The organism is Trinickia sp. LjRoot230, from assembly GCF_964253315.1.
In the GTDB taxonomy this organism is placed as follows: Bacteria; Pseudomonadota; Gammaproteobacteria; order Burkholderiales; family Burkholderiaceae; genus Trinickia.
In genome coordinates, this window is sequence record NZ_CAXUQX020000002.1 from 723697 (window position 1) to 735714 (window position 12018).

At 59.4% G+C, this 12018-nt stretch carries 12 protein-coding genes; 5 read left to right on the forward strand and 7 right to left on the reverse strand.

The window, feature by feature from the left end; translation table 11 throughout:
- Window positions 1–174: 174 nt before the first annotated feature.
- The 3 genes from ACSQ20_RS22280 (at window position 175) to ACSQ20_RS22290 (ending at window position 3133) form a co-directional block, all read left to right on the forward strand.
- The gene (locus tag ACSQ20_RS22280) at window positions 175–1500 is read left to right on the forward strand and encodes a C4-dicarboxylate transporter DctA (protein WP_436024286.1); all 1326 of its coding nucleotides are present in this window, start codon (window positions 175–177) and stop codon (window positions 1498–1500) included.
- 68 nt (window positions 1501–1568) lie between these two features.
- Window positions 1569–2579: an allantoicase gene (gene alc, locus ACSQ20_RS22285; protein WP_436024288.1), complete on the forward strand. Its 1011-nt coding sequence runs from the start codon at window positions 1569–1571 to the stop codon at window positions 2577–2579.
- Window positions 2576–3133, forward strand: a complete 558-nt coding sequence (locus tag ACSQ20_RS22290) for an ureidoglycolate lyase (protein WP_436024290.1) — start codon at window positions 2576–2578, stop codon at window positions 3131–3133. Before alc ends, ACSQ20_RS22290 begins: the two co-directional genes overlap by 4 nt.
- Here ACSQ20_RS22290 and ACSQ20_RS22295 read toward each other — a convergent pair.
- Entirely contained in the window at window positions 3067–4389 is a 1323-nt protein-coding gene (locus ACSQ20_RS22295) for an MFS transporter (protein WP_436024292.1), read from the reverse strand. The two genes, ACSQ20_RS22290 and ACSQ20_RS22295, sit on opposite strands and share 67 nt — an antisense overlap.
- 39 nt (window positions 4390–4428) lie before the next feature.
- Complete coding sequence (locus ACSQ20_RS22300; RefSeq protein WP_436024294.1) at window positions 4429–5205, reverse strand: putative hydro-lyase; 777 nt, start codon at window positions 5203–5205, stop codon at window positions 4429–4431.
- Between the two features lie 201 nt (window positions 5206–5406).
- Here ACSQ20_RS22300 and ACSQ20_RS22305 point away from each other — a divergent pair, with 201 nt between their 5' ends.
- Window positions 5407–6339 carry a LysR family transcriptional regulator gene (locus ACSQ20_RS22305; protein WP_436024296.1) on the forward strand — a complete coding sequence of 311 codons (933 nt, stop codon included), beginning with the start codon at window positions 5407–5409 and terminating at the stop codon, window positions 6337–6339.
- A 227-nt stretch (window positions 6340–6566) separates the two neighbouring features.
- Here the strand turns inward: ACSQ20_RS22305 and ACSQ20_RS22310 are convergent, their stop codons facing one another.
- The 4 genes from ACSQ20_RS22310 to ACSQ20_RS22325 form a co-directional block, all read right to left on the reverse strand.
- Complete coding sequence (locus ACSQ20_RS22310) at window positions 6567–8156, reverse strand: hypothetical protein (RefSeq protein WP_436024298.1); 1590 nt, start codon at window positions 8154–8156, stop codon at window positions 6567–6569.
- Between the two features lie 474 nt (window positions 8157–8630).
- Window positions 8631–8792: a hypothetical protein gene (locus ACSQ20_RS22315; RefSeq protein ID WP_436024300.1), complete on the reverse strand. Its 162-nt coding sequence runs from the start codon at window positions 8790–8792 to the stop codon at window positions 8631–8633.
- 213 nt (window positions 8793–9005) lie between these two features.
- The gene (locus ACSQ20_RS22320) at window positions 9006–9533 is read right to left on the reverse strand and encodes a hypothetical protein (RefSeq protein ID WP_436024302.1); all 528 of its coding nucleotides are present in this window, start codon (window positions 9531–9533) and stop codon (window positions 9006–9008) included.
- Window positions 9530–10096 (reverse strand): hypothetical protein, encoded by a 567-nt coding sequence (locus tag ACSQ20_RS22325; RefSeq protein ID WP_436024304.1) that lies wholly within the window; start codon window positions 10094–10096, stop codon window positions 9530–9532. Before ACSQ20_RS22325 ends, ACSQ20_RS22320 begins: the two co-directional genes overlap by 4 nt.
- A 265-nt stretch (window positions 10097–10361) precedes the next feature.
- Here ACSQ20_RS22325 and ACSQ20_RS22330 point away from each other — a divergent pair, with 265 nt between their 5' ends.
- Window positions 10362–10952 (forward strand): BPSL1445 family SYLF domain-containing lipoprotein, encoded by a 591-nt coding sequence (locus tag ACSQ20_RS22330; RefSeq protein ID WP_436024306.1) that lies wholly within the window; start codon window positions 10362–10364, stop codon window positions 10950–10952.
- Window positions 10953–10985: 33 nt separating this feature from the next.
- Here ACSQ20_RS22330 and ACSQ20_RS22335 read toward each other — a convergent pair whose 3' ends face one another.
- Window positions 10986–11966: a GlxA family transcriptional regulator gene (locus ACSQ20_RS22335; protein WP_436024308.1), complete on the reverse strand. Its 981-nt coding sequence runs from the start codon at window positions 11964–11966 to the stop codon at window positions 10986–10988.
- Between the last annotated feature and the right edge of the window lie 52 nt (window positions 11967–12018).

The following is a 12018-nucleotide window of genomic DNA, read 5'->3' on the forward strand; positions in this document are numbered from 1 at the left end:
TAGTGTAGTACGAGCTTGCAGCGCTCACACGATCACGCACGGGTTAACCCCCTGCCGATCCGCCTTGACGCCCATATATTGAGTTCCTAATATCCCCCTTAACCGATGTGGTCCGACCAGTTCGACCAGTCCTACCGCCCGGCGCGATTGATTAATGATGAAAGGAGGCAGACTGTGTCGCGATTATTTAATTCCCTGTTTGGCCGCGTGATGCTGGCGCTGGTAGCCGGCGTCGCCATCGGCGCGTTTTTCCCTCATGCCGGCGAATCGCTTCGTCCCCTCGGAGACGGCTTTCTGAAGCTCATCAAGATGGTGGTGGGCCCGATCGTGTTTTGCGTTGTGGTAAGCGGCATGGCTAGCGCCGGCGATCTGCGCAAGGTCGGCCGCGTCGGTGGCAAGGCGATCCTCTATTTCGAGGTCATGACCACCATCGCGCTCGTGATCGGCGCGCTGCTCGCATGGTTTATCAGCCCTGGCGCGGGCATGAACATCGATCTGCGCACCGTCGATGCTGCTTCGCTCGCCACTTATACCGAGCATGCAAAGAGCTTGAAAGACGTCGGCGGCTTCTTGCTCAAGATCATCCCCGATACGATTGCCGATTCGTTCGCAAAAGGCGACATTCTGCAAATCCTGGTCTTTTCCGTGCTGTTCGGCTCGGCGCTGTCGTTGCTCGGCAACAAGGCCGCGCGCGTATCGGGTTTCATCGACGATCTCGCAAAGGCCCTTTTTTGCGTGATGGGCTTCGTGATCAAGCTCGCGCCGCTCGGTGTGCTCGGCGCCATCGCGTTCACGACGGGCAAGTACGGCATCGCCTCGCTCAAGCAATTGGGGCTGCTCGTTGCGGTGTTCTACGCAAGCTGCGCCGTGTTCGTTTGCGTCGTGTTGGGCATCGCCATGCGTATTGCGGGTTTCAATATTTTCAAGTTGATCCGCTATTTCAAGGACGAACTGTCGATCGTATTCGGCACCGCCTCGTCGGATGCGGTTCTGCCGCAGGTCATGCGCAAGCTCGAATGGCTCGGCATCAAAGATTCGACGGTCGGCCTTGTGATCCCGACCGGCTATTCGTTCAACCTTGACGGCTTTTCGATTTATCTCACCCTTGCCGTGCTCTTTATCGCGCAGGCAACCAATACGCCGCTTTCAATGCATGACTTGATCGTCGTCGTGCTCGTATCGCTCATTACGTCGAAAGGGGCGCACGGCATTCCCGGCTCGGCCATCGTAATTCTGGCCGCGACACTCTCTGCCATTCCCGCTATTCCCGTGCTTGGGCTCGTGTTGATCCTGCCCGTTGATTGGTTCGTCGGCATCGCACGCGCCGTCACCAATCTGATTGGCAACTGCGTCGCCGCGATTGTCGTGGCCACCTGGGAAAACGACATCGACAAGGCGAGAGCAGCGCGGGTCTTGAACGGCGAGGCCGACATGGCGTTCGTGCCGCAAACCATGCAGGAGTTCGATCGAGACGCCGTGGCAATCGCACGTGCCGGCTGAGCGCCACAATCCGATTTATGCAGGACTCCGAACTTTATCGGGACCGATACTGATCCGCACACCGACATATGTCTATTCCTACGTTAGACCCAAACGCACCCGCTTTCACGCAGCGCTTCACTAACCTCGCAGACCCGCGCCTCGGGGCGTGTGCGATCGAAGCAAGCGACGAATTTTTCGCACCGAAAGAACGCATGCTGAACCCGGAGCCTGCCGTGTTCATTCCCGGCAAGTACGACGACCATGGCAAATGGATGGACGGGTGGGAAACACGCCGCAAGCGCGTAACCGGCCACGACTGGTGCATCGTGAAGCTTGCGCGCCCCGGCGTGCTGCACGGCGTCGATCTCGATACGAGTCACTTCACCGGCAACTTTCCGCCTGCGGCCGACATCGAGGCGACGTATATCGAGGGCGATGCCGTCGCTTCGGCGCAGTGGAGCGCGCTGTTGCCGCCAGTCGCATTGAAAGGCAACGCGCATCACTATCATGCGATTGATAATGCCCGCGTCTTCACGCATATTCGCGTCAATCTTTATCCTGACGGCGGCCTCGCGCGTTTGCGCGTCTACGGCCAACCGCAAGTGGAGTGGAGCCGCATCGAGAGCAGCACCACAATCGATCTTGCTGCGATGGTGAACGGCGCCTACGTGGTCGCCGCGAACAATCAGCATTTCGGGCTTGCCTCGAATTTGCTGCTGCCTGAACGCGGCGTCAATATGGGCGACGGTTGGGAAACGCGACGGCGGCGCGAGCCCGGCAACGACTGGTGCATCGTCGCACTCGCTCATCCTGGCGAAATCCACAGCGTGGAAGTCGATACCGCTCACTTCAAGGGCAATTACCCCGACCGCTGCTCGCTGCAAGCGGCGTTCGTCACCGGCGGAACCGACGATTCACTCATCACACAATCGATGTTCTGGCCGACCCTGTTACCCGAGCAGCCGTTGCAGATGGATCACAACCATTCGTTTGGCGACGAATTGCACGCACTCGGCACCGTCACGCACGTACGGTTCAATGTCGTGCCGGACGGCGGGGTCTCCCGGCTGCGATTATTTGGGAGTCCTAAGCAATGAGAATGCTTAGCGTCGAGCCGCTGACGCGACAGGCGTTCGCACCGTTCGGCGATGTGATCGAACTCGAGGGCGCCCGCCATTTTCCGATCAACGGCGGGACGACCGAGCGCTTTCATGATCTGGCTCGCATCGACGTTGCGGACGGCAACGGCCGCGCCATCGTCAACGTCTTCCGGGCCGAGCCGCACGCCTTTCCCATCGAAATTCGCATGATGGAGCGCCATCCGCTGGGTTCGCAAGCTTTCGTCCCACTGGGCGAAGCGCCGTACCTTGTCGTCGTCGCGCCGAGCGGCTCGCTCGACGCGAATGAAATCCGTGCGTTCGTGACATATGGATGGCAAGGCGTGAATTACGGCAAGGGCGTGTGGCACCACCCGCTGCTTGCGCTTGGGCGCTCGCGCGATTTCATTGTCATCGATCGCGGCGGCGAAGGCGCGAACTGTGATGAGGTGTCGCTCGATACGCCGTGGCGGATTGCGGACTGGCGTCAGGCGTCGAGCGCCGCACCGCGCGTTTCCGGCAATGTCAGCGCCGCCAGCACGACCACCCCGTAAGCCGCGGCCGCGAATACGCCGATGGCGTTGCCAAGCGGCATGGTCTGCGCAACGAAGCCGATCAAAAACGGGAACGTCGCGCCCACTGCCCGCCCGAAGTTGTAGCAAAAACCTTGTCCCGAGCCGCGGATGCGCGTCGGAAAAAGCTCCGTCATGAATGCGCCCATCCCCGAGAACAATCCCGATGCAAAAAACCCTAGCGGAAAGCCGAGCACGAGCAGCAGTTGATTGTTCATCGACACACGCGTATAGACGAGCGCAATCAGCATCGATGCTACCGAGAACGTGATGAACGTGAGCCGTCTGCCGAGGCGGTCGCTGAGAATCGCACCGCTCAGATAACCGGCGTACGAGCCGGCGATGATGACCGCAAGATACCCGCCCGTGCCGACCACGCTCAAATGCTGCTCGGTCTTGAGCCAGGTCGGCAGCCACGTCGTGATGGCGTAGTAGCCCCCTTGCGCGCCCGTGGCGAGCAGTGCCGTGCGCAGCGTGGTGAACCAAACGTCACGCCCGAATATCTCCATGAACGAGGTTCGTACGCCCGCCCCGGCCTCGCGCGCTTGCTGTTGCCGGTGTACCTGTGGTTCGTCTACGAGCCGGCGGATCAGAATCACGAATGGCGCGGGCAGCACACCGAGCGCAAAGAGCATGCGCCACGCGGTGTCGGGCGGCATCAACGAATAAACCAGCGTATAGAGCCCGGCCGACACAGCCCAGCCGATTGCCCAACCGGCCTGCACCATGCCCACCGCTTTGCCGCGGTCGCGCGGACGAATGACCTCGCCGATCAGCACCGCACCGGCCGTCCACTCGCCGCCAAAGCCGAAGCCCATCAATCCACGCGCAATCAACAATTGCGTGTAGTTCTGCGTCACCGAGCAAAGCAACGTAAAAAAAGCGAACCATAGGATCGTGATTTGCAGTGTTCGCACGCGTCCGATACGATCGGACAAGATGCCCGCGGCCCATCCGCCCAGTGCCGATGTCAACAGTGTGACGGTGCCGATCAGGCCTGCCTCGCCCTTGGTCAGCGCCCAGGTTGCGATCAGTGTCGGAATGACGAAGCTCAGGAACTGCGTATCCATGGCATCGAGCGCGTAGCCGATCTTGCAACTCCAGAACGCACGCCGCTCGCTGGAGCTTGTATCCCGATACCATCCAAAAAAGCCACTTGCCGGTTCAGCGGCTGCGGAGGAAATCACCTCGTACGTGTCGCCGCGGTAGTGCGCTTCGGTCGTCGCCTCGGTTCTCATAACACTCTCCAAACGATTAGTACTCCTCACTTTTAGCCTTTAGAGCACTGCAAGCGAGATATTAGGAATATCGGTCATGAGCATATGGCCCGGCCGATGTGCGATGGCGAATGGCAAGCGAGCGCTTTCGATTGCGCTCTGGGGCGTCACGCCGCACGCCCAGAAAACCGGCACTTCATGCTCGCGAACGGCAACGGCATCGCCAAAATCGGGCCTCGATAGATTGTCGATTCCTATCGCTGCGGGGCTTCCAAGATGTACGGGCGCACCATGCACCGAGGGAAAGCGGCTTGTGATTTGCACCGCGCGCACCGCATGCGCACCACTCATTGGCCGCATCGATACGACGAGCTTCCCGCCGAACACGCCCGCAGGCTGGTTATCGATTGCCGTGCGATACATGGGCACGTTGGCGTTCGTTTCGATATGGCGCAGCGGAATGTGTTCAAGCGCTAGCATGTGTTCGAACGAAAACGAGCAGCCGATTGCAAACACGACCAGGTCGCCCCGCCAAAGCTCGAGGATGTCCTCGGGCTGCTCGCATAGCATGCCGTCGCGATAGACGTTATAGGCCGGCACATCGGTGCGGATATCGAGGTCACGCCCCAGCGCGGGAACGTTCCACTGACCCGGCTCGCCCACCGCTAGCAACGGGCAGGCCTTCGGGTTACGCAGACAAAATCGCAAGAAGTCCTCGGCATGCGTCTGCGGCAAGATAGCTAGATTGGCTTGCGCAAATTCTCCGCATTGACCGGCGGTCGGCCCCCGGAAACGGCGCGTGCGGACTCGCTGGCGAAATTCGTAGGGCGATGACATGAGTGGGCGCTTTCGTGTGGAGTGATAAACGATGAGACGCAGATTAGGTCCGCCAAAATGATGACGCTAGCGAGTAATTGTGTTCCTCCGCGTTAAGGAAAACTTAACGAATAATTAGGGTCTTCCCTAGCACTGACCGATGATCGAGCGGAATGCGGTAGTCTTGGCGACGCGTGGTTTTTGGCGATTCATCATTGAACTATGAACACTCGCTTTCTAGAGACCTTCGTTACGCTTGCGCAATTGGAAAGCTTTCGCGCGACGGCGCGCGCGCTTCACGCTACGCCTGCTGCGATTTCGCTACGCATCCGCTCGCTCGAGGACGAACTCAAATGCGAGCTCATCGATCGCAGCACACCGAAGTTCCGGCTGACACCCGCAGGCCAGAGTCTGATCGGGCTCGCCAAGAACGTTGTCGATTCTGTGCGAACGCTGCGCGAAGCGGCCGGCGAGCAGGTCGTCGTGGGCGGCACCTTGCGGCTCGGCGTGATCGAGACGGTCGTGCACAGTTGGCTCGCGCACTACATCACGTACCTGAATTCGAATTTTCCGAAGCTCGATGTCGATTTGACTGTCGATTCGAGCGCCGTATTGCAACGGCGTTTATTGGGCGGCGAGCTTGATCTGGCGATACGCGTGGAAGGCATCGACAGCAGGAAGATCGTATCGAGCGCCGTTGCCAGCTACCCTGTACGCTGGATTGCGCGGCGCGGCCTCTTGTCGGCGCGCAAGCCGGGGCTTGCATTGCGTGTGCTCAGCCGCCCGCTGTTGACGTTCGGACGCGGCACCGCACCGCAGGTGGCGCTGGAAAGTATCGTTCATGCGCTGGCACGCGAGCACGGCATCCGGGCCGAGCAAACACGCATTACTTGCTCTCCTTCGGTCGCGGCCATCGTGCAATTGATCCGGGATGGTTACGGCGTGGCAGCGATACCGCGTCTATTCGTCGTCGATGCGCTTCGCAACAGCGAGTTCGTCGAATTGCCGCTCGCGCCGGTGCCTCCACCGATCGTTGTATCGCTATGCCGGCCGGTCGATGCGAGCATGATGGTCAACGCCGCGGCCAACGCGGCGCATGACGCGTGTTCGGCATATTGCAGATCGATTGCCAAAGATTTGATCGAAGCGCTTTGATGGCTGCTTTAATGGCTGCGCATTTCATTCGGGACATTTATGCGTATTGCCTGCTTGCACACCGCGCAAAGCAACATCGAGGTGTAATGGCTATCCCTCGCGGATAGCCTGTGCCGGCCTTCTATACCACGATCAGCGTGAATCTATTCGCCGACCGCTTTTTCATTCGATGCCAAAGACGCGTCTAGATGCTAAGCGCGGCGCGAGCCCTTAATCCTCGCCGCGCCTCAATCTTCCGAGGGGCTCGCCGGAGTGGCTTTGACCATATAACGATAGCGCTGAGGATAGAACATCGACGCTGCGACCTTGGGAGAAATGTGGATGTGTCTGAGCGAACGCGGGGGCTCGTCCGGCAAAAATCCAGCCACATCATCTCGTTGCGAAACATCAATCGCCTTAATGAGGGGCAGCAGACTTGCCGGTAGCTTTGTGTCGTGATCGAGCTCAATGCCATTCAGGTCTAGCGGCGCATCAGAGTCGCCTAGTTTTAACCATTCGTTGATTCGATCAACAACCACTCTTCGCGCATCGGCATCGAATGCGCCTGCTACCCAGTTATCCCACGACTCTAGTGGTTTTGCGATCGCTAGATGTCGATATGGTTCTGGAACCCGGTAGCTCTCGAGTTCAGGGGAGACGTACACGACTTCGAGTGATGCCGGTGGGGTGTCTGGCAAAAATTGGCTGAGATTTCCCCAAGAAAAATTATTCTGGCTGATATCGATGCACCTAACGGACGGCATCAAATGCTTTGGCAGCCTTGTATCTAAATTCAAGCTAATACCGTTCAGATTGAGCGGAGCATTCACGTTGCCTTGATTTTCCCATTCTTTGATTCGAGCAATGACTCGCGCTCGCCGATTTGAATCAGCCGCGCCTTCGCCCTCTATCCATTTGTCTTGAGCGTTCAGGGGTTGAAGACCCGTGGGGTCGGCAACGTATATCGATGACAGCGGCGGCCACGCCTCGTCGGTGAACCGTGGAGAAACATGGATGGCGTTAAGTGATGACGGCAAGGCCCGCGGCAAAATGCTCAGACAGGGATCGGGATCTTGAGAAAAGTCAATTTCCGCCACAGGGGGCATCAAATGCAGCGGGAGCTCGATTTGTACCATGTCCACAAAGTTGCGAATGCCGTTAAGGTCCAGTCGCGCTTTTGGATCGCCTTTTGCCAACCACGTTTCTATTCTTTCGTATATCTGTTGATGCACCTCGGACCCGGTTCCCCACTCCTTCAGTTCAGCAGCTTTTTGCGTTGCCTCCAGCTGTTGTGCGCCTTTTATCTGGAGAGTGAAAATCTCTGTAGCAGCGACTAACAGGGGCTTATATGACTGCGGGAGTTGCTGGGGCGTCGTGACCAAAGAGGAAGATATGAGCACGGTTTGGAGCGTTAGAGGCGGATCCTTTGGTAAATGCCGAAGCATCAGGTCATTACGAGACATATCCACAGCCATGACACGCGCCAGCATGGTCTTCGGCAGCCTTGTTTCAGGGGAGAGATGAATATCGTTCAGATCCAATGGTACTTGTGGGTTGCCGCGCTCTTCCCAAATGCGCATCCTTTCCACAATGCCTGCGCGATCATCGTTGGGATCTCTTGCAGCCGCGGCCCAGACCGCCCACGGATTCCCCTCGTTAGCACGTCTTTCGCTCCGGTCGCCGCCCTTGGAAGATTGAATATTCCGTAGGCCGGACAATCCAGGCACATCGGGCTGCATCGATGGCGCCGATAAATCATTGCCTTGACCTGCTATCGAATCGCTGCGGCGCGACGGGTCAGGGGAATTCGTGAAACCGTTGTCGGAAATCCTTGCCATCTTGCCCTCTCAATCACAGTACGAACGCGCTCTGGTGGCGAGCATAATCAGATACCTGCATCAATTGTCCGAGCGCGCGAAGTCAGGAATGTTTTGACGCAATTTGCACGCGGCGTGTCGACGGGCGCAGCCTGTCAGCTTCGCCATTTCCTCGCGACCGGGCCTAGCCGATCCGAAACATCTTCGGTTCCCACGAATCGCCAGCTGGCAGAAGTCGCGCCGGACGTTCGCGATGAGTTCTCGCTGTATAGGAGGGAAAGCGCGATGGTTGTTACGATGAATTCGCCTCCTTGTTTCTGAATACAGCGGACCGCCTCGGACCTGCGGTTCATCAAAACGATCCTTTTACCGCACGCGACAGTCCTGGCAGCCTGCCTGTGGTCGAGGCCCGTGCGTCGGTCCACATCGCGTGCAGAAAATCCGTTGCGCAAAACTGCGTTCGATTTATTTCGCAGCGTTGACTATAGGGCGGATTCAACTGGTCATCGCAACATCAGATTGTTGAGCAGATTTTAGATACTCGTCCAGAGTTGCGCGCGTGCCCTCGAACGAGAAAATATCGGTGAGCGCCGAGCTGCGTGCCTGGGGCACGTGCAGGCGGTAGAAGGGATGGACGGCTTCAGCGGTGGTCTGCATGGTCTCGAAACATTGCGATCGAATCCGATTGATTGGAGGAACGCGGGACCGTAGCAGGATCTCAAATTGTCGTTATAGCGCCGGCTGGAATTAGGACGCTTTCCATACCTTTAGTTCGGCACTGATCACGCTGCGCCGTCCACGCAGCGATAATCGATATTCAATGATTAGCAATACTAAATACTTCGAGCTTGGCACAAATATGCGCGATGCTTATTGCAAACTCCCCCACCGCTCAACCGCCGGATCGGCCGCAGCCCATTTCCATCCTTGATCCTGCTGACACGCGCTCGCCGTATACCAACGCGCCGCAGCCCCGGGCTGATTCCCATCGACCACCGAAAACACAAACTCCTTGCAGCGCGCAAGCGGCGTGGCGAACGCCCGCGTCACCCGCACCTCGCCATGGCCGTTCTCGAGCGGCAGCCTATGTTTGACGCGCCACGGCCGTGTTTCGCCGAGATCCATCGCGCCTGCAAGCGCGGCCATCTGGTCTTGCTGGTCCGTATGCATGGAGCGCATGTAGCGCTTCACCGCATCATCAGTTGCCCCTTGCACCGCAATACCGACGCCGATGCCAATCGCCGGGTTTGCCGTGACAAGCCCCGTCGCCGCGCCAGCGACCGCACCGGTCGCGGCACCCACCGACGCGCAACCATTAAGCGAGAGCACAGTGAAAGCGCCAAGCGCGCTGGTGGCCAGCCAGCGCGCAAGTATCCCGGCGTTCGAGAAGCCACTCATTGGAGTGAGCCCCAGCGCTCGGTAGCCGGCTCTGCCGACGCCCACTTCCACGCATTGCCATCGCGGCAAATCGAAGTCACGTAAAACGCGCTGCTTGCCGGCGCATCTTTTTTCGCGCTTCGATCGACGGAAAAAACGATTTCCTTGCAGTCGAGCGCGCCCTGGCTGATGGTTCGACTGACCGTCACGCGGCCATGCTCGTCTTCCTCGATCGGCAGCGAATGCGTCACGGTCCAGTTCGCCACCGCGCCGACATCGAGCGGCCCGGCCGCCTTTGCGATGCCATCTTGGGTATCGCGATGCACCATGCGCTGCGAGTATTGAACGCCGGCTCGCGCAGCGGCCACTGCACCAAGACCAATCCCGGTTGCGGTCGCGGCATTATTGGTCACTTTGGAGGCAACCGCCGCCCCGGCAATACCGGCGCCGGTCGTCGCACCTTCCGAATAAAGCGAATTACATCCCGACAATGCGAGGACCGCGAATACAGCGGCGGCGCAGCAGGCGCGCGAGACGGTGATTAAGCCGCCGCGCCCAGCGGCTCGATAGGTTTGATCTTGCATGCTGCCGTCTATAAGGTGGTTAGCGTTTTTGTGCCGCAGGCATGGTACAGGATGCTATTTATACCGCCAGCGAAAAAATGCAAACAATTGAAAACGGCGCGGCGCTTTTATCACCCGCTTTTCGCCTTATTCACGCTCGATTCCCTACTCACCGGGAACTTGACCCCGATTACCGTGTCACTGACGTCAAGACCCGTCGCGCATCGCAAGCAACGGGTAGAGGTTCGCGTGCACGGCACGCGTTTTCACATTGCCAGGAGAATGCATGCAACGCCGTCAATTCATCGCGATCACCGGGGCCACGCTCGCATCGAGCGGCTTGTCGCTCGCCGGCTGCACGACCACGCCGCCATCGTCGAGCGCCACGCCGGAAGCCAATACCGCACGACGTCAGTCAATCGACGCGAATGTGAACGCCACGTTGACGCGCCTTTTCACGACGGTGAACGGCTCTCGTGAACTCGTCGGCAAGGCGCGCGGCGTGCTGGTCTTTCCATCGGTGATCTCCGCCGGCTTCTGGTTCGGCGGGCAGTATGGCCAAGGCGCTTTGCGTATCGGCGAGCAAACCAGCGGCTATTACAGCATCGCCGCCGCCTCGTTCGGCCTGCAAATCGGAGCACAGTCGAAAGCGCTCGTCATGCTCTTCATGACGCAAGAAGTCCTCGACAAGTTCACAGGCAGTCAAGGTTGGGCCGCAGGTATAGACGCGACCGTCGCCGTGCTGCATGTCGGCGCAAATGGCAACGTGGATACCTCGACGGCAACGAGCCCGGTTCAGGCGTTCGTCATGACGAACGCCGGCTTGATGGCCGGCGTGTCGCTGGAAGGCACGAAGATTTCGCGATTGATTATCTGATCATCTGCCTGACTCGCTGCTGGAATGCAGGCGTCATTGCGCGGCGAACCGCTCGCGATACGCCTGCGGCGTAGCACACAGCACGCGCAAGAAACTGCGGCGCATCGTTTCCTCGCTGCCGAAGCCGCAGCGCGCCGCAATGCGCTTGACCGACCACGAGGTTTCGCCAAGCAGCCGTTGCGCAGCCTCGATGCGAAACTGCTCGACCATCCGGGCCGGCGTGCGGCCCGTCTCGGCACGGTAGTGACGCATGAAGCTGCGTTCGCTCATGCGTGAGCGCCTCGCCAATGCGCAAACGGAAAGGTCCGCAGCGAGATGTTCCGCCATCCATGCATGTAATTCGCTGAACTGTTCGCCTGCTTTTTGCATCGACAGGAACGCACTGAACTGTGCTTGCCCGCCCGGGCGCTTCAAAAACACGACAAGCTCGCGCGCGACATCGAGCGCAACGGCGCGCCCGAGATCCGCTTCGACGAGCGCAAGCGCAAGATCGATTCCGGCCGTGACTCCCGCTGACGTCCACACAGGATCGTCGCGGATGAAGATGGGATCGGGCTCGACATGCAAGCTTGGATAGCGCGCCGCAAGCTCGTCGCAACGGCTCCAATGCGTCGCCACGCGGCGCCCGTTGAGCAAGCCGGCTTCAGCCAGAACGAACGCGCCGCTGCATACCGACGCGATCCGCCGCGACACGCCAGCCTGTTTTCGAACCCAGCGCGTCAGGCCGGCATCGCAGCATGCGTGATAAACCCCCCTACCGCCAGCCACGATCAATGTATCGGTGCCCTTCGTGGCCGAGCGCAGCGAGTCGGCCACGAGCGCGAGGCCCGACGACGTCATCACTGGCCCAGCCTGCGCAGCAATCACACGCGGCGCATAGGGCAGCGGCGCGCCGCGCTCCGCCGCAAGCTCATTAGCCGAAGCAAACACTTGCAGCGGCCCCGACACGTCGAGCAACTGGACGTCGGGGAAAGCAAGGATCAAGATCGAGCGTCTCGTGTTGGTGTTGGACATGGCAGCGGCGGTGGCGGTAGCGGTGGGGTTGGCAGTAAACGAGGGCAGAATG